Origin of the sequence: Cupriavidus basilensis, assembly GCF_029335485.1 — a bacterium.
Taxonomy (GTDB): domain Bacteria; phylum Pseudomonadota; class Gammaproteobacteria; order Burkholderiales; family Burkholderiaceae; genus Cupriavidus; species Cupriavidus basilensis_E.
Window position 1 is genome coordinate 30829 of sequence record NZ_JARJLM010000559.1, and the last position, 25757, is coordinate 56585.

General features: G+C 68.5%; 17 protein-coding genes. 3 read left to right on the forward strand and 14 right to left on the reverse strand.

Annotated features, from left to right (window positions below; translation table 11 throughout):
- Nucleotides 1–33: 33 nt before the first annotated feature.
- The 7 genes from P3W85_RS34780 to P3W85_RS34810 all read right to left on the reverse strand — a co-directional run bounded on the left by P3W85_RS34780 (nucleotide 34) and on the right by P3W85_RS34810 (nucleotide 7434).
- Complete coding sequence (locus tag P3W85_RS34780; protein ID WP_276268099.1) at nucleotides 34–198, reverse strand: hypothetical protein; 165 nt, start codon at nucleotides 196–198, stop codon at nucleotides 34–36.
- A gap of 444 nt (nucleotides 199–642) precedes the next feature.
- Nucleotides 643–1281: an adenylyl-sulfate kinase gene (gene cysC, locus P3W85_RS34785; RefSeq protein WP_276268100.1), complete on the reverse strand. Its 639-nt coding sequence runs from the start codon at nucleotides 1279–1281 to the stop codon at nucleotides 643–645.
- 160 nt (nucleotides 1282–1441) lie between these two features.
- Nucleotides 1442–2548, reverse strand: a complete 1107-nt coding sequence (locus P3W85_RS34790; RefSeq protein WP_276268101.1) for a glycosyltransferase family 4 protein — start codon at nucleotides 2546–2548, stop codon at nucleotides 1442–1444.
- On the reverse strand, nucleotides 2545–3804 hold the full coding sequence (locus P3W85_RS34795; RefSeq protein WP_017230052.1) for a lipopolysaccharide biosynthesis protein: 1260 nt from the start codon (nucleotides 3802–3804) through the stop codon (nucleotides 2545–2547). The genes P3W85_RS34790 and P3W85_RS34795 overlap by 4 nt, the downstream gene beginning before the upstream one ends.
- On the reverse strand, nucleotides 3804–4928 hold the full coding sequence (locus P3W85_RS34800) for a glycosyltransferase (protein WP_276268140.1): 1125 nt from the start codon (nucleotides 4926–4928) through the stop codon (nucleotides 3804–3806). Before P3W85_RS34800 ends, P3W85_RS34795 begins: the two co-directional genes overlap by 1 nt.
- A 35-nt stretch (nucleotides 4929–4963) precedes the next feature.
- Entirely contained in the window at nucleotides 4964–6280 is a 1317-nt protein-coding gene (locus P3W85_RS34805; protein ID WP_276268102.1) for a sugar transferase, read from the reverse strand.
- Nucleotides 6277–7434, reverse strand: a complete 1158-nt coding sequence (locus tag P3W85_RS34810; protein WP_276268103.1) for a glycosyltransferase family 4 protein — start codon at nucleotides 7432–7434, stop codon at nucleotides 6277–6279. Before P3W85_RS34810 ends, P3W85_RS34805 begins: the two co-directional genes overlap by 4 nt.
- Before the next feature lie 432 nt (nucleotides 7435–7866).
- Here P3W85_RS34810 and P3W85_RS34815 point away from each other — a divergent pair, with 432 nt between their 5' ends.
- The 3 genes from P3W85_RS34815 to waaA are packed head-to-tail and all read left to right on the forward strand — an operon-like array spanning nucleotide 7867 to nucleotide 11634.
- Nucleotides 7867–9252 (forward strand): phosphomannomutase/phosphoglucomutase, encoded by a 1386-nt coding sequence (locus P3W85_RS34815; protein WP_276268104.1) that lies wholly within the window; start codon nucleotides 7867–7869, stop codon nucleotides 9250–9252.
- Nucleotides 9233–10315: a lipopolysaccharide heptosyltransferase I gene (waaC, locus tag P3W85_RS34820; protein WP_430869678.1), complete on the forward strand. Its 1083-nt coding sequence runs from the start codon at nucleotides 9233–9235 to the stop codon at nucleotides 10313–10315. Before P3W85_RS34815 ends, waaC begins: the two co-directional genes overlap by 20 nt.
- On the forward strand, nucleotides 10315–11634 hold the full coding sequence (waaA, locus tag P3W85_RS34825) for a lipid IV(A) 3-deoxy-D-manno-octulosonic acid transferase (RefSeq protein ID WP_276268105.1): 1320 nt from the start codon (nucleotides 10315–10317) through the stop codon (nucleotides 11632–11634). Before waaC ends, waaA begins: the two co-directional genes overlap by 1 nt.
- A 45-nt stretch (nucleotides 11635–11679) precedes the next feature.
- Here waaA and P3W85_RS34830 read toward each other — a convergent pair whose 3' ends face one another.
- The 7 genes from P3W85_RS34830 to P3W85_RS34860 are packed head-to-tail and all read right to left on the reverse strand — an operon-like array spanning nucleotide 11680 to nucleotide 25741.
- A complete protein-coding gene (locus P3W85_RS34830) occupies nucleotides 11680–12354 on the reverse strand; it encodes an N-acetyltransferase (RefSeq protein ID WP_276268106.1) in 675 nt (224 codons plus the stop codon).
- A complete protein-coding gene (locus tag P3W85_RS34835; protein WP_276268107.1) occupies nucleotides 12351–13679 on the reverse strand; it encodes an aminotransferase class I/II-fold pyridoxal phosphate-dependent enzyme in 1329 nt (442 codons plus the stop codon). The genes P3W85_RS34830 and P3W85_RS34835 overlap by 4 nt, the downstream gene beginning before the upstream one ends.
- A 20-nt stretch (nucleotides 13680–13699) precedes the next feature.
- The gene (locus P3W85_RS34840; protein ID WP_276268108.1) at nucleotides 13700–14596 is read right to left on the reverse strand and encodes a UDP-3-O-acyl N-acetylglycosamine deacetylase; all 897 of its coding nucleotides are present in this window, start codon (nucleotides 14594–14596) and stop codon (nucleotides 13700–13702) included.
- Nucleotides 14593–22188: a type I polyketide synthase gene (locus P3W85_RS34845; protein ID WP_276268109.1), complete on the reverse strand. Its 7596-nt coding sequence runs from the start codon at nucleotides 22186–22188 to the stop codon at nucleotides 14593–14595. Before P3W85_RS34845 ends, P3W85_RS34840 begins: the two co-directional genes overlap by 4 nt.
- A gap of 48 nt (nucleotides 22189–22236) precedes the next feature.
- Nucleotides 22237–23748, reverse strand: a complete 1512-nt coding sequence (locus P3W85_RS34850; RefSeq protein ID WP_276268110.1) for an LTA synthase family protein — start codon at nucleotides 23746–23748, stop codon at nucleotides 22237–22239.
- Nucleotides 23749–23754: 6 nt separating this feature from the next.
- Entirely contained in the window at nucleotides 23755–24540 is a 786-nt protein-coding gene (locus tag P3W85_RS34855; RefSeq protein WP_276268111.1) for an SDR family NAD(P)-dependent oxidoreductase, read from the reverse strand.
- Nucleotides 24533–25741, reverse strand: coding sequence for a capsule biosynthesis protein (locus P3W85_RS34860; protein WP_276268112.1), 1209 nt, complete (start codon nucleotides 25739–25741; stop codon nucleotides 24533–24535). The genes P3W85_RS34855 and P3W85_RS34860 overlap by 8 nt, the downstream gene beginning before the upstream one ends.
- Nucleotides 25742–25757: the final 16 nt, after the last annotated feature.

Consider the following 25757-nt stretch of genomic DNA (forward strand, 5'->3'; position numbering starts at 1 on the left):
TGTCTTATGTCCTGGAGTCGCTGCATTTCTTGATCAAGGTAAATCGAATACCGGCGGGAAGGCCATCATCTTGGGAAGGGGCAACAGGATGCCATGGTCCTTGACGGCGTGGTGGGTCGGCCCCATCACGCCGTACCTGTAGCCGCCGCTGTTATCGATCAGGCGTACCGGCCGCTTGCCGCAGAGTGGCTTTCTCATGGCTCGGTCAACGCCCCGATCGCGCTCTTATCGTGGTCTTCGGTGTAGGGGAGGCAATGCCGCCTGCCTCTGCACGGGCCGGTGAAGCTCACGCCCGGCATATCGGTGAAGACGCATGCGCAAGGATGGCCGGTTTTCAGTTTCTTCGAATGCTTGCGGATCCTGTTCCTGGGAGCAAATCGGGGATATGGCCGGGCCGCGACATCGGCTAGCCCGCAGGATGCCGCCAAAGGGAGGAATTATGTCACACGCCCATGGCCTATTCCGCCGATTCCGGAAGCTGCGGTTTTCGGCGTTCCGGTCAATTTGCGGCGAACGAGGCGTTCCGACCTATGCTTCGCGGGCGAACCTCGCGCTGGCGTGCGAAGCGTTGCCTATCTACAGGCATTTGGCGTGCAGGAAGAGCCGCATTGTGCCAATCCGGTGATTATTGGCTACCGCCTTCTAGAGCGCCGGCGTGGCCAGTGGCAGTTGCGTCGCGTCGTCTCCCAGGCAGCGCCCGAGGATTAGCCGGGCCAGCGTGTCGATGCAGCTTGCCTCGCTGGCCGTGGTGGTATCAATCGTCAGGTCCGGAGCCTGCGGTGGCTCATAAGGCGCGCTGATGCCGGTGAACTGGGCAATCTCGCCGCGCTCCACGCGGGCGTAGAGGCCCTTGGGATCGCGTGCACGGCACTGCTCCAGATCGGCTCTCACATAGACCTCGATAAAGCGCCCCGCGCCCACGATCTCCCGGGCGGTCTGCCGGTCGAACCCGCTTGGCGAGATCATCGATACGAGTACAAGTGCCTCCTGGTCGTTGAGAAGCCTGGCCACTTGTGCTGCTCGACGCACATTTTCATGGCGATCCTCGGCCGAGAACCGCAGGTCCTGGCAAAGTCCCGCGCGTAACTGGTCGCCGTCGATACGCAGCGAACGGATGCCCCGCTCGCTTAGGCTTCGCTGCGCTCCATCGGCCAGCGTCGACTTACCCGCACCGCTCAAGCCCGTCAGCCAGACTGTCAGCGGCCGCTGTTCATCCAGCGCGGGGGCGTGCGGCGGGCTAGCGCTCACATGCGGTGCAAGGATCCGATGTGTCATTGTCATGAGATGGCAGTTGCATGCCTCTGGTGGGCACACTGGCGAACTGCTTGGTATTCGGGGCTTTTTTATACCTTGGCGAGACAGGTGGGGCAAGCCAGGAACAGGGGGGAATGTTTCCTCTTATTTAAGCTTGTCATAAGGGCAACCCAGGTTCCCGGTGTCGTCACCGCTCGCCGCTTGGGTTTTTGCCCCGGGCAATCAGTGTTTCCCACTGCCCGACGATCTGCTCTTGCGCGTATGTCCTGGCTTTTTCCCGTGCCGCCTCGCCCAGTGCGGCAGCCTCCCCGGGGTGCCTGATCAGGCGCCCGAGCGCCTGGGCAAGCGCGGCTGGCTGGTCAACCGGCACCATCAGCGCATCGCGTCCCGGCTCGAGCAGTTCCCGCGGTCCGGTCTCGCAGTCGGTCGACACGATCGGCAGGCCGAACGCCATCGCTTCGAGCAGCACCAGCCCAAAGCCTTCGTAGCGGGAGCTGAGGCAGAAAACAGAGGCCAGCTTGTAAGCTATCGTTACATCTTCATAGATGCCGGGTAGGGTTACGCTATCAGACAGGCCAAGTTCGTCGCGCAATGCCTCCAGCGTGGCGCGCTCTTCGCCCTCGCCTGCAATCGTCAGCCGCCAGCCCGGTGCCTGCGGGACGACCTCGGCCCAGGCGCGCAGCAGGACGTCGAAACCCTTCGCGGCGACAAGCCGTCCGACCGCGAGCACTGTCCTGTCCGTCCTGGGGGCGGCCTGTGCCGGCACCGCGAAGGGCAGGGGATTCGGGATGCAGACCACGGCGCTGCGGGGACGCAGGGCTTCGAGCCACCGGCGGCGGTCCCGCTCGGTCAGCACCACCACGGCCTCGCAAAAGCGTGCGGCCAGCCGGCGGGCAAGCCTGCGAGCCGGCTTGCCGAGGTCTTCGTCGAAGTGGCAATGTTCCCAGGCGAGGTGCCGCACGCCCAGGCCAAGCGCCGCAGGCAGGGCAAAGAACGCGAGCATGGGGTCCACCTGCACCAGCACGTCTGTCCTGTTTGCCCTGAGGTGCCGGCGGATGCCGGCCACGGTGCCGGCATAGGCGCGCTTGAACGATGGGCGGCTCGCGAACAGTGCCTCGTGCCTGACGGCAGGGTGCAGCGGGAAGCAGCTTGCCGCGTCCCACAAACTCAGGATCGTGACGGCATACCCCTGCCCGGCGAGTGCATTGGCCATGGTGGCGGTCATCCGTTCCGCGCCCGCCACCGCATTCAATGTCCCTGTCAGGAAACACAGCCGGGGCCATGCCGCCGTCATGCTCGAGCCTCCTGCGCGGCGGGCTGCGCATTTGCGCTGCGTAGCCAGATGACGATGCCGAACAGTACCGAGAGCAGGTTGGCGACGGCGTAGCCCAGGATGGCGCCGTACACGCCGAAACGCGGAATGGCGACAATGTCGATGAGGACCGTGACAGCGAACACCAGGCCCCATTTGATCGCAACCAGGCGCGGGCGCCGCAGGTAGATCGGCAGCAGGGTCAGTCCCACATCGGCGAAGACCAGCGTCGAGGCCAGCGCGGCGAGCTGCAGCAGACTGGCCGCCGAGGCGAAGGCCGAGCCATAGAGCAGGTGGATGATCCAGGGCGCGCCCAGCGCGATCAGCGCGCCGCCCGCGACGCCCACGGCCATCATGCCGGCGGCAATCTTGAGGATGTTGCGGCGCGCCTGGGCCAGCGTGGGCTGCGCGTAGACATAGATCGGCGCGATGCCGGCCGCGAGGATGGTGGCGACCATGACATAGTTATCGAGGATCTGCATCGACGCCGCATAGGCGCCCAGCTCGCCAAGGGAAACGAGCGGCTTGAGCAGCAGCTGGTCGATCCGGCGCGAGCCCATCATGAGCATGAAACTGGCCCAGAACAGCATTCCGTTGCTGAATAGTTCCCGGACCAGCGCCGGGTCGTACGAGACGCGGGCGCGTGGTGCGCGCGCCAGATAGAAGCCTGTCAGCAGGACGGCCATCACAACCTGCTCCAGCGAGAAGGCTGTCGCATAGGCGGGCACATTGTGGACACCCAGGGCAAACAGCAATGCGACACCGGCTGCCTTCACCGTCAGCGAGGCAAGGTTGAACAGCGTGTTGGGCCGGGTCCGCGTATGGGCCTGCATCCACGCCGTGACGATGCCGAAGGGCTCGCGCAGCACCACGGCCACGCCGATGATCAAGGCCGGCAGCCAGAATTCGACGGTCTGCCCGGTGACCGCCAGGAAGGCGCACATCAGCAGGTAGCCAAGCACGCCCGCCGCCAGCCTGAGCCGGAACGCATGGGCCAGCAGGCGATGCTGCGCGAGCGGATCCTGGTTGGCGACAAGGCGTGGAATGACGACTTCGCCGCCGCAGATCAGCGCGATCGAGGAGGCGATGTAGACCACGGCCTGCGCATACTGGATATGCGCGAAGCCCTCCGGCCCCAGCCCGCGTGCCAGCATGGCCACGATGCCGATGCCGGCGCCGATCTGCAGGCCCCGCTCGACCAGCATCCACACCAGGTTATGCGCGACCCTGCGTTGCATCAGGCAGGCTCCGTACGGGTGGCGGGAGACCTCCGGGCCAGGCTCGCATAGCAATCCAGCCACCGGCCGGCGATCGCTTCGAGACTGAAGCGAGACACGATGCGCTGGCGGCGGGCGGCCTGTTCGGCGGCGCTGCCCTGGCCAGCCGCCAGTGCCTTGCGCATGGCCGCGGCCAGGGCAGGGGCGTTGCCCCTGGGCACGATCTCGCCGCACTCGCCAAGCAACTCCGCCACACCGGCGGCGTCGGTGGAAACCACCGGGCACGCGCAGGCCAGCGCCTCGCCCACGGCCAGCGGCATGCCTTCGATTTCCGAGGAAAGAACGAACAGGTCGGCCGCGTTGAGCAGGGCCGCCACGTCGCGGCGCATGCCTGCGAGCGTGACACTGCCTTCGAGCCGATGCTGGCGAATGCGTTGCTCGAGGGCAGGGCGCTCGGGGCCTTCGCCGACGATCGCCAGGCGGGCAGGCGTCGCCGTATCGGCTTTCAGTCGGGCGAAGGCATCGATCAAGAGGGTTTGTGCCTTTTCCGGCACGAGGCGGCCGATGTTGAGGAGCAGTCGCGTGTCCTCGGCCAGGCCCAGTTCCGACCGGGCGATCCTGCGCGCGGCAGGATCGGGGCGGAACTGCAAGGTATCGATGCCATTCGGCATGACGGTGATGCGCGCGGCGGGAACGGCACCTGCGTCCACCATGGCCTGCCGCCCTTGGGGGCTGACGTGGGTGGTCAGGCTGGCCCAGCGATCCGTCAGCCGGTACGCCAGCATGCGCAGGCGGCCGCCCTCCCGCGCGCTATGCGCGGTGCAGATGACGGGCGGCGTATCCGCAATCGCGGCAAGCGCACGGGCAAGCAGGTTGGCGTGGACCATATGGGCGTGAATGATTTCCGGACGCCAATTCCGCACGAATGCGCGCAACTGCCATAGCGCCCTCGCCATCGACATGGGCGTCTTGCGCATATTCAGCTGGAGCAGGGTGGCCGCGTCCGGCAGCGTCACGTCGCGGCCGGGCGTCAGGCTGACGACCGCGACCGCGTGCCCCATGGCGACAAACTGCCGCGCCAGGGCTGCTACCTGCTGCTCGGCTCCGCCGAGCTTGAGGCCCGTGCTCAACAGCAGGATGCGCATCGGCGCGGTGGCGCAGGGCGGGCTGAATGCCGTGGTCACCGCGCTCCGTACCCCGTCAGCAATGTCCTCGATGTCTTCACCGCGATCAGCAGGTCCAGGGCAAACGCGCAGTGTTTGACGTAGTACAGATCGTAGCTGAGCTTTGTCACGGTCTCTTCATGGGTGCCGACGTAGCCTTGCTGCACCTGTGCCCAGCCCGACAGGCCCGGCCGCACCAGGTGGCGGTAGGGATAGTAAGGGATGGTGCGGGCGAATTCCTCGACCATCGGCACCTGTTCGGGCCGCGGCCCGATCAGGCTCATATCGCCCACCAGCACGTTCCACAGCTGCGGGATTTCATCGAGGCGGTATTTGCGGATGACGCGGCCGACGCGGGTGACACGCGGGTCGCGGCGGGCGGCGAACCGGGCCGGCGCGCCGGCGTCGTATCCCATGCTGCGGAACTTGAACATGGTGAAGGGTTTGCCGAACAGGCCCACCCGCACCTGGCGGAACAGGGCCGGGCCGGTCGATTCCAGGCGGATGGCCACCGCCACCGCCAGTCCCAGCGGCAGCGCAACGGGCGCCAGGCAGAGTACCGCGGCCAGGTCGATCAGGCGCTTGGCGAAGCTGTAGAAATAGTGCGCCGCGTAGTCGTCGAGAAAATTCTCGTCGATATGGGCCAGGCCGACGCGGCCGGTCAGCATCTCGCCGATGCGCTCCACCGAGTACATGCGCACATGGCTGAGCTTGAACTGGGCCAGCACGCGGGTGCGCTCCGGGTCGGCGGTGGCGTTGCGGTCCAGCATCAGGCCATCGCAATGCACGGCTTCGTCCAGCGAGCTGATGGCCTGGAAGCGGGTCGGGCTGGCCGGCGCCGCGCCCGGCATGGCGAGGACCTTCTCCAGTTGCGCCAGCGTGGCGGCGTCGGTGTAGCCGAACACCGGCACGTAGTTCCGCACGAAGCGCCGGTAGCCAAACCAGATCCATGCCAGCGTGGTGAGGTAGCTCAGCAGCAAGGCCCCGCGCGAGTACTCGAGGTGGAAGGCGGCGAATACGAAGAGCAGCGCGGCGAAGGGCAGCGTGGCGGCCAGCCCGACCAGGCTGTTGCCTTCCATGGCGGGCAGGTGCAGCGAGCGGTGCAGCAGCACGAAGGCAAACAGGTAGGGCAGCACCGACCACAGCAGCGTGCGGGTGAATATATGGGTGACCAGGCCGGCGTTGTGGGCAAGTTCGGCCAGCGCGGTATTGAGGCCGAACAGCAGCAGGCCCAGCAGCGCCCAGCCCAGCATGCGGCTGGCGCGGCGGATGGTTTCCGAACCCTGGGCGCGGATCAGCTGGGCCGGACGGCCGACGCTGTGACTCTTGTTCATTGTCCACCTGCTCCGGTGCTGGCCGCCGGCCGGGAGGCGCTGGGCCTGCCCGCCAAGGCTTGCTGGTAGATCGCCCAGGTTGCCTCGGCCATCGGCCCGAGGCCGAACTCGCGCGCCCAGCGTGTCCGGGCTGCTTGCCCCAGGGTCTCGCGCAGCGCGGCGTCGCCCGCCAGCCGCGTCAGCGCGGCCGCCCAGGCGTGCTCGTCGTTGCCGGCCACCAGCAGGCCGCAAGCGCCGTCGTCGAGTTGCTCGCGGATGCCGGGGAGGTCGCTGGCGATCACCGGCAGGCCGGCGCGCATGGCTTCCAGTACCGACAGCGGAAAGCCCTCATGGTCGGATGCCAGCGCGAAGGCCTGGGCCGAGGCCAGCAGGATGGGGACGTCGCCGACCGCACCGGCAAATCGTACCCGGCCCGGGGCCAGGCTGTCGGCCAGCCCCCGCAAGGCAGCCATTTGCGGGCCTTCGCCCGCCAGCAGCAGTTCGCAATCGGGCAGGGCGGCGCGTGCGAAGGCGCGAATCAGCAGGTCGGCGCGCTTCGGCGCGGCCTGGCGCGCCACCATCACGACGCGGCGCAGCGGCGCGCCGGGCGTGGCTCGTGTGTCGCAGTCGGCGATGCCGTTGCGGATCACACTGACGCGCTCGGCGGAAATCGGCAGGGTTGCGGCCAGCTCGCGTTCGGCCTGCGCCACGCAGATCAGGCGGGCGGTGAACGGTGCCAGCACCCACTCCGCCACCCGTGAGGCAAGACGCTGGCGTGCCGGGGCGGCCGCCTTGAAGGCGAAGCCATGCACCGTATAGACCACCGGGATGCCAAGCAGCCAGCCTGCCAACCGGCCCAGGGCGCCGGCCTTGGCGCTGTGCGCGTGGATCAGGTCGGGCGCGGCGGCGCGCAGCGCCTGCAGCAGCTGCCTGAGCGCAGCCAGCGCGCGCAGCGGTGACAGGGCGTTGTCGAGCAGCGGCAGGCGCACGGTGGTGGCGCCGGCGGCCTGGGCGGTGGCCAGCAGGGGACCGTCGCCCCCGGCCAGCAGTACCGGCTCGATCCTGTCGCGCAGTGCCTGCAGCAGATCGGCGACATGCGACTGCGCCCCACCGATCTCGGAGTTGGTGATCAGGAAGGCGATGCGTGGGCGGTGGGGGGGCTGGGACGAAGGCACTGGGGCAAATCGCTAGGTCGGCTATGGGAGAGGCTGCCGGGACAGGTCAGTTGGGCTGGCGATCCGGCATACCTGTCAGGCAGGCACCCAGGGGCAGAAAAGGCAAAAAAGAAAGAATCACTGTCAGGCATTATCCTCCGGCGCTGGCCGGCTGAAGCGGTGGCAGGCGGAGGATCAGCCACCCTGGCTTGCCCGCGGGCCCCTCCCGGGCAAGTCGCGGGCGCTTCAACCAGTGACGCGCGCGGCGCTTGTGCCGTCTTTCCGGCTGCCTCGCCGCGCCATTTTCGAGCACAGGCAGTCGATTATAACTGGCACGCCACACGCAATCCGGCAAAATACCGTCTTTGTCGCATTTGCCCGTCGCCCCGGCCATGGCCGGAACCGGTGGCCGGCAATGCCGGCCGGTTTAACCGCACACATTCAGGATGACCCATGCAAGCTGATCCTTCCATCTTCAAGGCCTACGATATCCGTGGCATCGTCGACAAGACCCTGACGCGCGACGTGGCGCGCGCGATCGGCCTGTCCTTTGGCTCCGCCGCCGCCGAGCAGGGCGAGCGCGCCGTGGTGGTGGGGCGCGACGGGCGGCTGTCGGGGCCGGACCTGCTGGGCGGCCTGGTGGAAGGCCTGCGCGCCGCCGGCATGGACGTGATCGACCTCGGCATGGTGGCCACGCCGATGGTGTACTTCGGCACCAATGTCGAGCTGGCAGGGCGCCGCGCCACCTCCGGCATCATGGTGACCGGCAGCCACAATCCGCCCGACTACAACGGCTTCAAGATGGTGCTGGCCGGCAAGGCGATCTACGGCGAGCAGATCCAGGCACTGCGCCAGCGCATCGAGGCGGGCAAGTTCGCCAGCGGCGCCGGCGGTTACCAGCAGGTCGATATCCGCCAGCAGTACCTGGAGCGCATTGTCGGCGACGTCAAGCTGGCCCGCCCGATGAAGATCGCGCTGGATGCGGGCAACGGCGTGGCGGGTGCCTTCGTCGGCGAGCTGTTCCGCGGGCTTGGCTGCGAGGTCACGGAACTGTTCTGCGAGGTGGACGGCAACTTCCCCAACCACCATCCCGATCCCGCCCACGTCGAAAACCTGCAGGACCTGATGCAGGCCCTGCGCGACACCGATTGCGAGCTGGGCCTGGCTTTCGACGGCGACGGCGACCGCCTGGGCGTGGTGACCAAGGACGGCCAGGTGATCTTCCCCGACCGCCAGCTGATGCTGTTTGCCGAAGAGATCCTGTCGCGCAACCCGGGCCAGCAGATCATCTACGACGTCAAGTGCACCGGCAAGCTGGCACCCTGGATCCGCGAGCACGGTGGCGAGCCGCTGATGTGGAAGACCGGGCATTCGCTGGTCAAGGCCAAGCTCAAGGAAACCGGCGCGCCCATCGCCGGCGAGATGAGCGGCCACGTGTTCTTCAAGGACCGCTGGTACGGCTTCGACGATGGCCTGTACACCGGCGCGCGCCTGCTGGAGATCCTGTCGCAGCATGCCGACCCGAGCGCCGTGCTCAATGCCCTGCCCAACTCCAACTGCACGCCCGAGCTGCAGCTCAAGTGCGCCGAAGGCGAGGCTTTCACGCTGCTGGACAAGATCCGCGCCAATGCGAAGTTCGATGGCGCGCGCGAGGTGATCACCATCGACGGCGTGCGCGTGGAATACGCGGACGGCTTCGGCCTGGCGCGGCCGTCCAATACCACGCCGGTGGTGGTGATGCGCTTCGAGGCCGACAACGATGCCGCGCTGGCGCGTATCCAGGCGGAATTCAAGCGCGTGATCCTGGCAGAGAAGCCGGATGCGCAACTCCCGTTCTGAGCGGATGCCGTTGACTGCGCCCGCTACGGGCACCTCCGTGGCGCGGCATGCGCTTGCCGCGCGCCCGCGCATCCTGGTGGTCAAGGTGTCGTCGCTCGGCGACGTGGTGCATAACATGCCGCTGGTGCACGACCTGCGCGCGCGCTGGCCGGACTGCGAGATCGACTGGGTGGTCGAAGAGGGCTATGTCGATCTCGTGCGCCTGCTGCCGGAAGTGCGGCGGGTGATCCCGTTCGCCCTGCGCCGCTGGCGCAAGCGCTTCTACCAGGCGGCGACATGGCGGGAGATCGGCGCGTTGAAGCGCGCCTTGCGCGAGGACGACTACGATGCCGTGATCGAAACGCAGGGCTTGCTGAAGACTGCCGTGGTGGCCCGCGTGGCCAGCCGGCGGCCCGGGGCGCCGGTGATCGGGCTGGCCAATGCCACCCAGGGGTCGGGCTACGAGCCGGCCGCGCGGCTCTTCTATAGCGAGCCGGTGACGGTGCCGCGCCAGACGCACTCGGTGCGGCGCTCGCGCCTGCTGGGCGCTGCGCTGACCGGGCTGGCGCCGCCCGAGCCGCCGCGCTTCTTCGGCCCGGGCGCCCGCGAGCTGCATGTCGGCGACCCGCTCTGGGCCGGCCTGCCGGCGCGCTACGCGGTGTGCTTTCATGCCACCGCGGGCGCGAAGAAGAAGTGGCCGCTGGCCAGCTGGCACGACCTCGGCCGCCGGCTGGCGGACGAAGGGCTGGCCATGCTGCTGCCGTGGGGCAACGAGGCGGAGCGGCGCGCGGCGGAGGAAATCGCCGCCGGCGTGCCGGGGGCGCAGGTGCTGCCGCGCTTCAAGGTGATGCAGGGCTTCGGCCTGATCAACCGCGCCGAGGTGGTGATCGGGGTCGATACGGGACTGGTCCATATTGCCGCGGCGCTATGCCGGCCCACCGTGGAAATCTATACCGCCACCTGGCGCTGGAAGACCGAAGGCTACTGGTCGGACCGCATCGCCAACGTGGGTGACGATGGCGTGGTGCCGTCGGTCGACGAAGTCCACGCCGCCGCCCGGCGCGTGCGCGGGCAGGGGACCTGATGCTGCGAGTCCTGTACAGCCTGTTATGGCTGGTGGCGCTGCCCGTGGCGCTGTTGCGCCTGGTGTGGCGGGCGCGCAAGGAGCCCGGCTATGTGCAGCATGTGGGCGAGCGTCTCGGCACCTACGGGAACCTGCCGGCGGCCGGGCCCTGGTTGTGGGTGCACGCGGTTTCGGTTGGCGAGACGCGTGCCGCTCAGCCGCTGATCGAGGCGCTGCTGGCGGACTATCCGGAACATCGCATCCTGCTCACCCATATGACGCCGACCGGGCGCCAGACCGGCGCCCAGTTGTTCGGCGGGCAGCCGCGCGTGATGCAGTGCTACCTGCCCTATGACCTGCCCTGGCTGGTGCGGCGTTTCCTGCGTTATTTCCGTCCGGCGGCCGGCATGCTGATGGAAACCGAGGTGTGGCCGAGCCTGGTGCGCGGCGCCCGTGTGGCCGGCGTGCCCTTGCTGCTGGTCAACGCCAGGCTGTCGCCGCGCAGCTTCCGCCGCACCGCGCGTTTTGGCGGGGCGGCCACCGCCATGTACCGCGACTTCACCGGCGTGCTGGCGCAGACCCAGGGCGATGCCGAACGCTTCCGCGCGCTCGGGCTGGCGTCGGTGCAGGTGACCGGCAACCTGAAATTCGACATGCAGCCGCCCGAGGATGGCTTGCGGCGCGGCCGCCTGCTGCGCCAGGGATTCGGCGCTCGCGCCGTGTTCGCCGCCACCAGCACGCGCGAAGGCGAGGAGACCCTGCTGCTGGAGGCATTCTCCCGCTGGCAGGCGCTGGCCGCCGACGCGCCAAACCCGGTGCCGCGGCCGGCCCTGCTGCTGGTGCCGCGTCATCCGCAGCGCTTTGACGAAGTGGCGGCCATGGTGACGCGCGCCGGTTTCTCGCTGCAGCGGCGCAGCGCGCTGGGCGATTCCGCCGCGTGGGAGCAGGCTGGCCTGCCGGAGCCAGTCACGGCGGATGTGCTGCTGGGGGATTCGATGGGCGAGATGGCCTTGTACTTCGCCGCCTCGGATCTCGCGTTCATCGGCGGCAGCCTGTTGCCGCTGGGCGGCCAGAACCTGATCGAGGCCTGCGCCGCCGGCACGCCCGTGCTGATCGGACCGCATACCTTCAACTTTGCCCAGGCAACCGAAGACGCCATAGCCGCCGGCGCCTGCCAGCGCGTGACGGATGCCGATGCGCTGATGCGTGCGGCCGCGGCGGTACTGGGCGATGCGCCGGGGCTGGCCGCCATGCGCGGCCACGCCCGCGCTTTCGCGGTGCTGCACCGGGGCGCCACGGCGCGTACGATGGCCGCGCTAGCGCGCGTGCTGTCCGCGTGAGTTTCGGCTCCGGCGCGGATCCCGTTATCCCGCCGTTGCTACGGGCTATCGCGTGCCGCCCGGGGCCGGCTGAAACCGCATCCTGGCGGAGCGTAGCTGCGCCGGCAGCCTGGGGGTACGGTCCAGCCGCGCATCCAGCGTGACGAAACCGAGTTTGCGGTAGAGCGCGGCTGCCCGCGTATTGCTGCGCAGCACATCGAGCAGGAGCGCCTGTCCCGGCGCGGCGGGGAGCAAGCCGGCGCGCATGGTGTCGGCGAACAGCGCCTGGAATACCCCCCGGCCACGCATATCGCCGCGCGTGGCGCAATGCGCCAGCAGCGTCTGCCGGCGCTTCGGCGCCGGAATCTCCCGCTCCAGGACCAGGCCCCGGCCGACGATGCCGCCGCTTCGCCGGACGCCGAAGAAGCGCAGGAAGTCGAGCGCGATGCGCGGGTCGTCGAGCAGGTTGGCCCGGCCATCCTGGATCGCCAGCACCGCGATCGGCTGGTCTTCGATCGCGGCCACGCGATGGCGGCGCCACGAGAAGCGCCCGCTGTCCGCCGCGATTGCCCGCCGCAGGAAGGCTTCGCGCTCGTGCGCCGTGCCGCCAAGCAGGTAGGCGAATTCAAGCTGGCCCGATGCCAGTACCAGTGGCGCCAGCGCCGCCGCATCGCGCGGCGCGGCCTGGCGGAACACCATCCCCGCCTGCCGCTTCAACGCCACCGAGGGCACGCTGCTCATCTGCGCGCCAGCCGGGCAACCACGTCGACGGCGGTGCGGATCTGCTCGGGCGTGTGTGTCGAGCAGATAAAGAAGCGCAGGCGCGCCGCTTTTTCCTCTACGGCCGGGTAGAAGATCGGCTGGGTGTTGATGCCCTCGTCGAACAGGGCATTCGCCCATTGCGCGGCCTTCAGCGAACTGCCTGTGATGACGGGGATCACCGAATAGCCGGCGCTGGTCCCGGTATTCAGGCCGGCCTGCCGCGCCAGATCCAGGAACAGCTGCCCGCGTTCGCGCAGTGCGGCGACCCGCTCCGGCTCCGCCAGCATCCGCTGCAGTGCGGTCAGCGACGCCGCCGCCAGCATGGGCGCGATGCCCACGCTGTACAGGAAGCCGGGCGCCAGGTGACGGAGGATGTCGGTCAGCGCCTGGTCGCCGGCGATAAAGCCGCCGCAACCGGCCAGCGTCTTGCTGAAGGTGCCCATCCAGATATCCACGTCGCGCCCGGCCACGCCGTAGTGCTCGCGGATGCCTTTGCCGGCGGCGCCAAGCACGCCCAGCGAGTGCGCCTCGTCCACCATCAGGAACGCCGCGTGGCGGCGCTTGATGTCGATGAAGCGATCCAGCTCCGGCAGGTCGCCGTCCATGCTGTAGAGGCCTTCCACGGCGATCAGCACGCGCTGGTACTGGCGGCGCACGCGTGTCAGCAGCGCGTCCAGCGCCTGCCAGTCGTTGTGCGGAAAGCTCAGCCGCTTGGCGCCGCTGAGCTGCGCGCCCTGGACGATGCTGTTGTGCGCGAGCGAGTCGTGGACGATCAGGTCGGCCGGGCCGAACAGCGAGCCGATCACGGTGACGTTGGTGGCATGGCCGCTGACGAACGCCACGCAGTCATCCACCTCGTACAGCCGGGCCAGCGCGTGCTCGAGCTCGCGCTGCACGGGGCGTTCGCCGGCAACCATGCGGCTGGCCGAGGCCGACGTGCCATACTGGTCGATGGCGGCCTTGGCGCTGGCCGATACTTCCGGATCGCCGGCAAGGCCGAGGTAGTTGTAGTTGGCGAAGTTGATATAGCTGCGGCCGCCGATCTGCGTGGTGGCGCCGGCCACGCCTTCATGCACCCGGAAGAAGGGCGATTCGATGCGCAGCTGCTCGCTCATCTGGCGCCCGATCGCGACCTGCTGGTAGGCCGGCAGGGTATCGAACCGGCATAGCTGGGCCAGCTCCGACGGCGCGGCCGGCCTGGCCACGGCCGCCGGGGCAGCCTCCATCTCGTTGGTCACCCGTTGTAGCTGGCGCTGCAGCGCCTTCGCGGCGAGCTGCTGCCTCAGGTGGTCGCCCAATCCCATACGTCGTAATCCTCGTTCAATCAGATGGCCGGTCCGGCCCATTCCCACGCATCGGTTTGCGCGAGCAGTGCCGAACTCAGGCGGTAGTTCATTTCATGGCTGGGGCGCAGGGCCGTCACCCGTGCCAGCAAGGGCGCGCCCAGCAGGGCCAGGTCGCCGATCAGGTCCAGTGCGCGGTGGCGCACGAACTCCTCCGGCAGGCGCATGCCGCCGAGCACCGAGCCGCCGACGATGGTTGCCGTGCACGATGGCCGCGCGCCGCGCAGGACCGGCCTGCCGCGCAGGTAGCCGTAAGCGATCGTGGGGATCGCCCATTTCAGGCGGCCGTACGAGCGCGAGGGCGCGATTTCGCTGGTGAAGCGCGCCGGGTTGATCTCGCCTTGCCAGGACAGCACGCCGAAGCCTTTGAGATCGTTGGTGACATGCAGCTCATAGCGCCCGGCCGGCTCGATGACCAGCTGGCGCATCTCGCCGTCGGCAACCGCAAGGCGGCGCAGCACGCGGATAAAGCGCTTGGGTGCAGGCAGGGCAGCGCGGCCGCAGGCTTCCATGGCCCTGACCCAGGGCAAGGCGCTGCCATCGAGAATCGGCACTTCCTCGGCATCGAGCTCCACCGTGGCATGGTCGATCTCGCAGGCCAGCAGCGCAGCCAGCAGGTGCTCCACGGTGCGCACGCGCAGGCCATTGTCCGCCTGCAGCGCCGTGCATAGCGGCTGCGCCAGCCGCAGCCCGGGCGAGGCCGGCAGCCTGGCCAGGGTGCGGCCATCCCGCACGCGCACGAAGACGATGCCATGGCCGGCGCCGGCCGGCCGGATCCGCACATTGACACGGCGCCCGGTGTGCAGGCCGTGGCCCGTCATCACCAGGTCTTGCGCCAGTGTTCCCTGGTTTGCCTGCCAGCCCGGTGCGCCGTTCATTGTGGCGAGGCGGTGGCGGGGGCGTCCGGCTCGACCTTGCCGGCCAGGGCGCGGATGTCCTCGGGGTTCATCTCGAGCGCGTGGCGCGCAACCATCGCTTCGATCTGTTGCTGCGCCTCCGACGGTGCCTCGCCCTCCGCGCCGGCGGCATCGCCGGTGCGGATCGATTCGACGATCTTCTGCGCCAGCGAGCGCACCGTGGCGCCGTCCGCCAGCAGCATCACCGACAGCTTGACCTTGAAGGACTCCTCCACGGCCATGCCGAGCTCCATCCCCATCAGCGAATCCATGCCGAGATCGACCACCGAGCGGTCGATGTCGACCTTCTTGGCCGACAGGTGGAGGATGCGTGCAATCTGGGCCTGCATGGTCTCGATGACCAGCTGCAGGGCCTGGGCGTGCGGCAGGGCGCGGACCTCGCCGTCCAGGCTGGCGCCGGCGGAACGCTGCGCATCCTGGCCGTCGCTGCCCTGCATCTCGACGTAGCGCAGCGAGCGCGCGGCCGGCATGACCCGGGCCACGGCCTGCCAGTCGAGCCAGAGCACGGCCTCGCCGGCCCGGTTTGCCAGCAGCGCATGCTCCAGCGCCGCCATGGCTTCGCTTGAGGTGATCGAGCGCCCGCCGATGCGCACCTGCAGCGCTTCGCGGGTCTGCGCGTTGCGCGCCAGGAAGCCGACATCCTCCAGCGGCCCCCAGGCCATGAAGCAGCCCGGCAGCCCGCTGGCGCGGCGCTGATAGACCAGCGACTCCAGGAAGGTATTGGCAGCGACGTAGCTGGACTGGCCCGGACTGCCGAGGAAGGTCGTGGCCGACGAGTACACCACGAAGAAGTCCAGCGCGCGCCCGCTGGTGGCGCGGTGCAGGTTCCACGCGCCGGCCACCTTGGGCGCCAGCACGCTGCCAAAGCGCTCATCGTCGAGATTGGCGATGAGGCCGTCGGCGATGGTCATGGCCGAATGCACCACGCCCTTGAGCGCGGTCCCGGCGCGCTCGATCCGTTCCACCAGGGCGGCGACGGCGGCGGCATCCGTCAGGTCGCACGACGCCACCGTGACGGTGGCGCCCAGCGCCTCGTTCCACTGTTGCGCCTGCGCGGCCAGCTCCGGCGACAAGGTGCCGCCGCGGCTCGCCAGCACCACATGCCGGGCGCCCCTGGCAACCAGCCAGCGTGCCGTGGCAAAGCCGAGGCCGCCGGTGCCGCCGGCCACCAGGTAGGCGGCGCGCGGGTCCAGCGCGAGGTGCGTCGGCTTCGGGCTTTGCGGCGCCGGGGCGCCGCTGGGGAAGGTGACCACGATCTTGCCGATCTGGCGCGCCTGCTGCATATAGCGGAAAGCCTCCTCCACGCGGTGCGCGGGGAAGGTGCGATACGGCAGCGGATCGAGCGCGCCGCTGGCCAGCAGTTCCATGATCTCGGCAAAGAGGCGGGTCGTCAGGCCCGGCTGCGCATGCATCAGCTGGTCGGCATCGATGCCGAAGTAGCTGATGTTGTTGCGGAAGGGGCGCAGGCCGATCCGGCTGTTCTCGTAGAAGTCGCGCTTGCCGAGTTCCAGGAAGCGGCCGAACGGGCGCAGCACGTCGATGCTGCGCACCATGGCTTCGCCGGCCAGCGAATTGAGCACGATGTCCACGCCCTGGCCGCCGGTGCGGCGCAGGATGTCGTCGGCAAACGCCAGGCTGCGCGAATCGAACACATGGTCGGCGCCCAGCAGCCGCACGAACTCGCGCTTCTCGTTGGTGCTCGCGGTGGCGAACACTTCCGCACCGAGATGGCGGGCCAGCTGGATGGCTGCGATACCCACGCCGCCGGCCGCGCCGTGCACGAGCACGCGCTCGCCAGGACGCAACCGGGCCAGCTCGCAGAGCGCGTAGAAGGCCGTGAAGAAGGTGGTGGGGATGGTCGCGGCTTCCTCGAAGCTCAGCCGCTCCGGCTTGAGCGCGACGGCGCCGGCGCGCGTGCGCACGCGGCTGGCAAAGCCGGCGGGCGCGAAGCCGAGCACGGCGTCGCCCGGCTGGAAGCCCTGCACATCCGTGCCGACACGCGTGATCCGGCCCGAGAGCTCCATGCCGATGGTCGGCCCCGCGAAGCCATTCTCCACCGCTTCGTCGGACAGCAGGCCCATGGCGTACATCACGTCGCGGAAATTGAGGCCGGTCGCGGCGGGTTCGATCTCCACCTCATCCGCTTCGAGCTCGCGCTCGGGCAGGGCGAACCATTGCAGGTGGCGCAGCGAACCCGGGGATTCGAAGGCAAGCACGCTGTGCTGATTGCGCTCGCCCGCGCGCGCACCCTGCTCGCGCAGCTCGACGGTGGCGGCCGGCAACATGCGCGGCACGAAACGGCCCGAGCGGGTGAGCAGCACTTCCTCCTCGCCTTCGTCCGACAACAGTTCGCGTACCAGCAAGGGCGCGGGCCGCTCGCAGCCGGGATCGATATCGATCAGGTGGCAAGCCAGTTCCGCGTATTCGTTCATCAGCACGCGGCCAAGTCCCCACAGCGTCGCCTGTTCCGGCCGGAAGGCCGACGGCTGCGTTGCGGGGGCGGCCAGTGGCGCGCCGCCACGGCTCACCACCCACAGGCGGACCGGCGCGGGTGCGCCGGCGAGACCGCGCACCAGTTGCGCCAGCGCGATCGAGGTGCTTTCCTGCGCGCGCATCATTTCGCTGCCGTCGCCCCCGGCGTCCAGGCCCTCGATGTCGGCGGCGAGGAAGACCACGTGGCGAGGCAAGGCCCCGGCCGCGCCGAGCGACGGGTGGGCCAGCAGGGCCGCTACCGAGTCGAGCACGGTGACCTGGCCGGCAGGCGCATGGCTTTGCAGCGTATCGGCGACGGCGGCCATCAGCTCGCCGTGCGCGGCGGGATTCACCAGCAGCCAGTGCGCCGGCGGTGTTTCGGCCGGGGGCGCGGCAACGGCGTCCGCGCCGCGGCGCGCCACCATGAAGGCGGGTGCGCCTTCGATGTCGAGCTCCGCTTCGGTGTGCCGGGCCGGGGCTTCGAAGCCGTGTTGCTGCAGCAGGGAAGCGATGGCGTTGGCGGGCAGCAGTTCGCCGCGACCCTGCGTCCACCAGTCGGGAGTCAGCCCGAACACGATGTCCGAGAAACGGCTCGACTGGCTTTCCGCGACGATCAGCAGCGCGCCGGGCGTCATCCACGCACGGGCTGCCTCGATCAGGCGCGCGGGGTACGCGCCCGCGCGCAGCAGGTTGTTGATGATCAGGACATCGTACCGTGCGGGGCGCCCCGCTTCGGCGGCCAGCGTGGGCGTTTCACCCAGCTCGATCTGCACCGTGCGGATCAGCGGATGTTCGGTCGCATCGAAGGCGCCAAGCTGCTCGGCGCTGCCGGCGATGGCATAGTCGCAGCGCGATTGCAGGTGCGAGCCGAACGGCTGGAACAGGTTGGTGCCCGGTGCGATCACCTCGAGCACGCGCAAGGGGCGATGCTCGCGCCAGGCGTCGACCAAGGTGTCCAGGCAGGCGCTGGCCAGCGCGTTGACGTGGGTCCAGGTGGGGGACGCCTCGTAGAGGTGGTCCACCAGGCTGCTGCGCCCGCTGGGCAGCACGGCCTGCGGGCGCAGCGTGCCGCCAAGCACCGCTGGCAGCGCGTTGCCGCAATGCGCCAGCAGCGTCAGTTCCGCAACGTGGCCCGGCGACGCCGAGACCAGGCTGCGCCAGAGATCCTCGATGGCCGGCAGGGTCTCGTCGCCGCGCACCAGCTGGCCGTCGCGCATGGCCAGTACGCCGTCTTCCACCAGCATGCCGATCAGCCGTTCGAGCAGCGCCGGATTGGCGCTGGCGGGCAATTGCGGCTGGCCGGGCACGTCCAGCGCTTCGACCGCGCGCAGCGCATAGGCCGCCGCCAGCACGTCGAGCAGCGGCATGACCTCGGTGAGGTGCGTGCGGCGGTGGGCGGCGTCCTCATGCGTGGTCAGCGTGGCGGCGGCTGCCGCGATGAGCGTCTGCGGCGAGGGCAGGGCAGCGGCGCTGATGTCGGCAGCATAGGGCTTTGCTTCGGTCACGAAGGCGAAGCGGCTGGGTGCCGCCTGGCGCCGGGCCGCAAGGTCGACGCGGCGGAAGCGGCATGCTCCCACCTGCATGACGACCTTGCCGGCTTCGTCCAGATACGTGAACGAGGCCACCAGCGAATGCGGGCTGCGCCGCTCGATGCGCGCCACCACGCGGCGCACGGCATCGCCGCCGCCGTAGTAGTCGATGCGGCCCATCTGCACCGGCACGTAGGCGGCCGCGTCCGCTGCCGCATCCTCGCCATCGGCCGCCTCGCCCAGCAGGGCGAGCAGCGGATGGAAGCCGCCGTCGATCGCGGCCGGGTGCATCGCGTAGGGCGCCAGCGCATTCTGCAGCACGGCGGGCTGCGCCAGTTCGGCAATCGCCGTATCACCGGCAAGACGCACGGACCGCACCCACTGGAAGGCCGGACCGAAATTCAGCCCGATTTCGGCTGCCCTGCCGTAGAGCTGCCCGCCATCGATCGGGCATGCGGCTTCCAGCGCCGCCAGTTCCTCTCCGGCGATCGCCTCGCCGGGCTGGGCGGCGGGGCCGCCGGCCAGCAGGCGGCCGACCACGGTGAGCGTCCACGGATCGGTGCTCATGCGCGGACGCGTCTCGACGACGAAGCCGCCGGTGCGCGGGTCGACGGTAAAGCGGAACAATTTGCCCTGTTGCGGCTGGAACACCACCGGCGAGCGGATCTCCAGGTTTTCGACGGCGCAGGCCACGGTGCCGAAATGCAGGCGCGCGGCGGCCAGCGCCATTTCCGCATAGGCCGCGCCGGGGAAGATGACCGCGCCATCCACCACATGGTCGGCCAGCACCGGCAGCTTGACCGGGTCGACCTGGTTCTCCCAGGCCACGGCGCTGTCTTTCAGGCGATAGCCCAGCAGCGGATGTTCGCGGCGCCGGTTCACCAGGTCATAGCCCTCGCTGGTGGGCATGAGCCAGTGCCGGCTCCTCTGCCACGGATAGGTCGGCAGCACCAGTTCCGGATCGGCCGGCGGATAGGCCTTGTCCGCATCGAGGCTGGCGCCTTGTGCCAGTGCTGCGCAGAACGCGTGATGCAACTGCGCGGCGCTGTCGTGATTGCGCTTGAGCGTCGGCAGGGCGCTGCCGCCCGCCTTGGCATGCTCGAGGGTTTGCGCAACGTAGCTGCGCAGGATCGAGTGCGGGCCGATCTCGAGGAACACGCGCACGCCGGCATCCACCAGGTGGCGCGCGGCGGCTTCGAACTGCACGGGTTCGCGGATATTGCGCCACCAGTATTGGGCGTCGAGCGCGGTGCCGGGCAACTGCGCGCCCGCGACAGTCGAGACGAACGGGGTGTGCGCCTGCTGCGGCCGCAGATCGGCCAGGGCAGTCAGCACCAGATCGCGGATCGGCTCCATGCACTTGCTGTGGAACGCGTAGTCGAGATCCAGCACCTGGAAGAACTTGCCGCTCTGGGCGAACTGCGCCTGCATGGCGGCAATCGCCTCGGGCGAACCGGCCAGGGTGACGGCTTCCGGGCTGTTGACGCCGGCCATCTCCAGCGCGCCGCCAAGGCCCAGGCGGTCGATCAGCTGCTGCGCGGCTTGTGCGCTGACGCCGGCGGCCGCCATCTTGCCGGCGCCCGCGGTGGAGGCCTGTGCGCGGCTGCGTTCCTTGATCACATGCACCGCCTGCGCCAGCGTGAGCGCGCCGCTCGCCCAGGCCGCGGCCACTTCGCCCACGCTATGGCCGAAGCAGGCATCGTAGCGCAGGCCACGCGCCTGCAGCGAGCGCACCACGCCAACCTGCAGCGCGAACAGCAGCGGCTGCGCGTTTTCCGTGCCCTCTAGCCAGGCGGCGGTGGCGCCGTCGCGCATCACGCCGGCCAGCGAGGCACTGCCATCCGCCTGCCACAGTGCGTCGATCTCGTGCATGGCGTCGCGGAACACGGCATCCTCCGCCAGCAGGCGCCGGCCCATGCCTGCCCACTGCGAGCCGTTCCCCGAGAAGACCAGGGCGAGCTTGCTGTCCGTACCCGCTGGCGCTTCCCCGATGGTGACGCACGGCGCGCTCTCCCCGCGCGCCAGCAGGTCGAGAGAGGCCATGCCTTCATCCTGGCTGGCGGGCGTGATGACCGCCCGATGGTGCAGCCACTGGCGCTTGCGCGCGGCGGCGCTGGCAAGCTGCTCCCAGGAAGCGCCGGCCTGCAGGCGTGCGTGATACTGGCCCGCCAGTGCGCGCAACGCGTCCGGGCTGCGCGCACTCAGGACCAGGGCCAGCGGCTCCGCCGCCGGCGCAGCCTTCGCCACCGGGCTAGCCGGGAGCGCAGCTTCGCGCAGCAGCACGTGCGCGTTGGTGCCGCCGAAGCCGAAGGAATTCACACCCACCAGCAGGGGCTTGCCGGATGCGTCGAGCGGCAGGAAGCTGTCGACCACGCGCAAACCGCCGCCGGCAAAGTCGATGTTCGGGTTGGGATTCTTGAAATGGACCGTTGCCGGCACCGCCCTGTGCTTCAGGCAGAGAATGGCTTTCAGCAGCCCTGCCATGCCGGAGGCGGTTTCCAGGTGGCCGACGTTGGTCTTGGCCGAGCCGATCAGCAAGGGCTGCCCGGCCGCGCGGCCTTTGCCGAGCACATCGGTCAGGGCGCGCGCCTCGATCGGATCGCCCACCGCGGTGCCGGTGCCATGCGCTTCCACATAGGCGATATCGAGCGGATCGACGCCGGCGCGCGCATAGACATCCTTGAGCAGCGCGGCTTGCGTGGCGGCGGCGGGCACATTGATGCCGCCTTGCGAATGGCCGTCCGAATTCACGCCGGACGAAACAATGACGGCATGAATGGTGTCGCCGTCGGCCAGCGCCTTCTCCAGCGGCTTGAGCAGCACCAGGGCGCCGCCCTCGGAACGCACATAGCCGTCGCCCGCGGCATCGAAGGCCCGGCAGCGCCCGGTAGGCGACAGCATCGACGCCTTGGCGAAGCTGACGAAGGGGAACGGATGCAGCAGCAGGTTGACGCCGCCGGCCAGCGCCGTGTCGGCTTCGCCGGCATGGATCGCATTGCAGGCCTGGTGCAGGGCGACCAGAGACGACGAGCAGGCCGTGTCGATCGACATGCTGGGGCCGCGCAGGTCGAACAGGTAGGAAATCCGGTTCGAAGCAATGCTCATCGTATTGCCGGTCGCGGAATAAGCATCGGCCACGCTCAGGTCATCCACGCCGCGGTCGCCGTAATCCTGGCTGGCCACGCCGACGAAGACGGCGCAATTGCTGCCCGCCATCCTGGCAGGCAGGTGGCCTGCATGCTCGAAGGCCTCCCATGCGAGTTCCAGCAGCAGGCGTTGCTGCGGGTCCATCTGCCTGGCCTCGCGCGGCGAGATGCCGAAGAAATCGGCGTCGAAGCCCGCAATGTCGTCCAGCACGCCGGCGGAGAATGTATAGCTCTTGCCGGGCTCGCGCTTTGCCGGATGCAGGTAGAACTCGGTGCCAAACCGGTCGGCGGGCACTTCCGTGACCGCATCGGTTTCATTGACCAGCAGGTTCCAGAAGTCATCCGGATTGCGGACACCTCCGGGAAACCTGCACGACATTCCCACAACTGCGATAGCTTTTTTCATCTTCCTCTGACTCGGCCCTGCTGTTCTAAACTTCAGCTTCTTTGTTCTTCATCCAGGCATGCCGGCATGCACCGGCTGCCCGATCGTATCGAGTAAATCCCGCCCCAGATCGGCGACATCCATATCCTTGTGCAGCGATGCCGGGCAACCGTCATTGCGCCAGATAAAGTAATCGCTGCGGGTTTGCATGCCGCCCAGCTTGCCGAATACATGCGGCAGGGCAGGCACGTGGTCGCCATAGAAACAAAGGATGGCTTTGCGTTGGCGTTTCGCCAGGTAATCCGTCAGCCGGCCGATCATGGCGTCGGCATTGGCCAGGTGGCGCAGATAAGCGGTCAGGTCGTCCCACGGCGCGCCGTCGCCCAGCGTGTGGTAGCGGGCGCTTTCGCCGGCCTCCACCCGCTCGAGGTGGAGCGGGCCGTGGTTTTCCATCGTCATTGCCATGACGAACGCCGGCTCGTCGCCGGCGGATTCCAGTTCATCGATGATCGCGTCCGCCACGGCGGCATCCGCCACATAAGGCCCGGCGCGTGGCGCCGCCGCGAAATGCCGGATATCCAGGAACCGCTCGAAATGCATCAGCGGGAACACCCGCTCGCGTCCAAAGAAATCCGCGAAATATGGGTGAATCGCCAACGTGCGGTAGGCGGCGCGCCGGAACCATCCCGCCAGCGAGGCGCAGGGACGGCGGATAAAGGCATAGGGGTAAAAGCGCGCATAGCCCAGCGCCGCCTCGGGCAGGCCGGACAGCAGGGCGAACTCCGTGCGCATGGTATTGGCGCCCCACGCCGGCACCCGCAGCTCGCCGTGCTGGCAAGCGGCGCGGCGGGCAGCGTCGAAGTTTGCCAGGATCGCCGGGTTCACCGCCGAACCCAGGCGGCGGGCATCGAAGAACGACTCGCTCTGGATCACGATCACGTCCGGCCGCACGGCCGGCGCCGCGGTCCGCGAGAACGGCCCAGCCATCAGCGCGGCCCGCAGGCCGTGCGCGGTGCGGGGCCGCAAGCCGTTCAGCAGATAGGCCACGAACACCGTGATAAAGCCATGGCACAGCTGGTCCTCGCCCGGCGCAAGGGTAAGCGGCAAGCGCGCGGCGAGCAGGACGGCAACGACCAGCGCGCCGCCCCCGCAGGCCGCCAGCGTTTCATACGGTACGGCCGAAAGCCGCTCGCAGGCAAGGAATGCCCCTGCGAACAGCGCCGCCCCGACGGCGATGGCCAGCACCTGGACCACGCTGAGGAAGGGCAGGTACAGGCGAGGGTGGCGGAACAACTGGCCGAACAGGCTCAGGTCGGTGAAAACGAAAGGCTCCCGCAAGGACGCATATTTAGCATTGTTGACAATTGCCATCAACGCGGCCAGCGCGAATGCCACGAGCGCGGCAAATGCCGGGCGAGCCGAGACCGCCAGCATCAGCGTGAACGTCACCGCCGATGCCAGGGCATGGATGGCCAGCGCCCCGGCCGAGCGCCGCCACGGCGCGCGCGGCCGGGGCAGGGCGATAGCGTCCGGCAGGAAGGAAGCGGCAAGCGCTATAAGGAACAGGAGCAAAGGCGGCATGCCGGGCTAGTGCTCCTCCCTCGGTAGATAAGAAAGTCGGTCCAGGATCGAATCGGCAAGGCGCGCCGGCAGCAGCGGAAGCAAGCCCATGCCGAAGGCCAGCAAGCCGGGGAAAGCAATCTCCGCCTTGTTCGCAGCCAGCTTTGCACGGATATGGCGCGCCGCCTTGTCCGCCGACCACAGGAACGGCTTGTCGCCCGGAAAGACATCGCTCATCGCGGTCTTCACAAAGCCCGGGAACACCAGCGACAGATCGACCCCGTCGCGCGCCAGCAGCGGGCGAACCGATTCCCCGTACGCCTTGATCGCGGACTTGCTGGCGCAATAAGCCGGGGAAATAGCCATGCCGCGGATGGCCGCAAGGGAACTGATCAAGGCCACCTGGCCGTGCCGGCGTGCGCGCATGCGCCCTATGATAGGCAAAACCGTGTGCATCGCACCGTAAAAATTTGTGTCGAAGACCTCGCGCGTGCGGGCCAGGTCCTCCCAATCGCGCGCCGACGACAGGGTGCTGGCCACGCCGGCGTTGGCGATCAGCAGGTCGATGGGGTGGTTGTCGTCGAAGGCGTGGAGCCAGTCGGCCATGGCGATGGGGTCGCGGACGTCGAGTTCGGCGCTGATGACTTCCGCTCCGGCTTGCCGGCATTGCCGGACGCAGGCTTCCAGCCTGCCGGCGTTGCGGCCGACCAGGCCGAGCGTGACGCCGGGCGCCGCGTAGGCGGTGGCCAGTGCCTGGCCAATACCTGCGCTGGCGCCGGTGATGACGATGTTGCGCGGTGTGCCTTCAGACATGTGGCGCGGCCTCGAGTCGTTTGACCACGCCGGCTGTGGCCATGGCTATGCCGGTGCGTGTGTAGAAATCGCCATTTATCTGGGTGTGGTGCAACACGTAATTCAGGAAGGCTTGGTACAAGGCCATGTCCGGCCCTTCCGCCTCCCGCCAGAAACTGTCGAGTTCTCCCTGCCAGGTCATGCCTGGCATGTCATAGATCGCCGTGCCCAGGGTGATCAGCGGGCGACGATGATGCAGGGCTGACAGTCCCACGGTGCTGTTGACTACCACCACGCCGCGGGCATGGTCCAGCAGCGTCGGCAGGTGGCCGGCATCAATGAACTCGAGGCGGTCTGCCATGCCCAAGGCTTGTGCCAGTTGGCGGGAGTAGTGGCGATACTCAATCAGGCCAGTGTCAAGCGGATGATTCTTGATAACCAGCGTTGCATCGGCCGGTGCATGGGCTGCGAAGGAGCCCATTACCTGCTCGATGGCCTGCCGGATGCTCTCGAACGGCGAGTGCACCTGGATCTGGGAGTCCGAATTCAACTGCAGCGGAAACACGTAGAACGGCCGTGGCGAGCGCAGCAACCGTTCGGTGACCTGCTCTGCCTCAAGCCGGTGCCGGCGCTGCAACAGCAGGCGGCTGGCAAGGCCCGCATACTCCCGGAAGCCGTTGTGTGGGCGATGGCTGCGGTAATGCGGGAAGTGGCGGGCATGGACGGTATTGGCGGCCCGATAGCGGATATCGTGCCACGCGCGCTCGTAGAGGTTATAGCCGGTGTTCTGCCCGGGTGGGCTGGCCGGCGTCACGCCGCGATGCCCAAGGTACCAGTCCGGATCGCGCGGGAGCCGGGAGCGGCCATTGACGCCATGTTCCTCCAGGGTGAGCCAGTGAGGCCGGACGTAGCCTTCTTCGAAGACATGGATACGGGCGCCCAGTTGATCGGCTGCCTTGTATACAGCCTGATGAACCTCCCGGCAATCCCCGAAAAGCAGTAGATCGCTAAAATTGCCAGATTTGATGGTGTGCGAATACCAGTCTGGCAGCGCCCGTAATGTGTCAGAAAAATTACAGGCGTCCTCTGCGCCGGCGTAAGCGAGGTCGCCGCCGCAGAAATTCACTCGCTGGACCCGGTGCCCACGCTCACGCAAGGCGGCCGACAACTGACGAAAGAAGGGAGATGCCGTGCCTTGCAGGGCTAGAAAGGAACGTCGCATCAAGTAGCGTGGGAAG

What these genes read in the sequence shown, in the direction of transcription:
- P3W85_RS34840 (WP_276268108.1), bottom strand. Translation starts at nt 14,596, where the DNA reads ATGAACGGCGCACCGGGCTGGCAGGCAAACCAGGGAACACTGGCGCAA.
- P3W85_RS34855 (WP_276268111.1), bottom strand. Translation starts at nt 24,540, where the DNA reads ATGTCTGAAGGCACACCGCGCAACATCGTCATCACCGGCGCCAGCGCA.
- waaA (WP_276268105.1), top strand. Translation starts at nt 10,315, where the DNA reads ATGCTGCGAGTCCTGTACAGCCTGTTATGGCTGGTGGCGCTGCCCGTG.
- P3W85_RS34850 (WP_276268110.1), bottom strand. Translation starts at nt 23,748, where the DNA reads ATGCCGCCTTTGCTCCTGTTCCTTATAGCGCTTGCCGCTTCCTTCCTG.
- waaC (WP_430869678.1), top strand. Translation starts at nt 9,233, where the DNA reads ATGCGCAACTCCCGTTCTGAGCGGATGCCGTTGACTGCGCCCGCTACG.
- P3W85_RS34830 (WP_276268106.1), bottom strand. Translation starts at nt 12,354, where the DNA reads ATGAGCAGCGTGCCCTCGGTGGCGTTGAAGCGGCAGGCGGGGATGGTG.
- P3W85_RS34845 (WP_276268109.1), bottom strand. Translation starts at nt 22,188, where the DNA reads ATGAAAAAAGCTATCGCAGTTGTGGGAATGTCGTGCAGGTTTCCCGGA.
- P3W85_RS34835 (WP_276268107.1), bottom strand. Translation starts at nt 13,679, where the DNA reads ATGGGATTGGGCGACCACCTGAGGCAGCAGCTCGCCGCGAAGGCGCTG.
- P3W85_RS34780 (WP_276268099.1), bottom strand. Translation starts at nt 198, where the DNA reads ATGAGAAAGCCACTCTGCGGCAAGCGGCCGGTACGCCTGATCGATAAC.
- cysC (WP_276268100.1), bottom strand. Translation starts at nt 1,281, where the DNA reads ATGACAATGACACATCGGATCCTTGCACCGCATGTGAGCGCTAGCCCG.
- P3W85_RS34800 (WP_276268140.1), bottom strand. Translation starts at nt 4,928, where the DNA reads ATGCGCATCCTGCTGTTGAGCACGGGCCTCAAGCTCGGCGGAGCCGAG.
- P3W85_RS34790 (WP_276268101.1), bottom strand. Translation starts at nt 2,548, where the DNA reads ATGACGGCGGCATGGCCCCGGCTGTGTTTCCTGACAGGGACATTGAAT.
- P3W85_RS34815 (WP_276268104.1), top strand. Translation starts at nt 7,867, where the DNA reads ATGCAAGCTGATCCTTCCATCTTCAAGGCCTACGATATCCGTGGCATC.
- P3W85_RS34805 (WP_276268102.1), bottom strand. Translation starts at nt 6,280, where the DNA reads ATGAACAAGAGTCACAGCGTCGGCCGTCCGGCCCAGCTGATCCGCGCC.
- P3W85_RS34795 (WP_017230052.1), bottom strand. Translation starts at nt 3,804, where the DNA reads ATGCAACGCAGGGTCGCGCATAACCTGGTGTGGATGCTGGTCGAGCGG.
- P3W85_RS34860 (WP_276268112.1), bottom strand. Translation starts at nt 25,741, where the DNA reads ATGCGACGTTCCTTTCTAGCCCTGCAAGGCACGGCATCTCCCTTCTTT.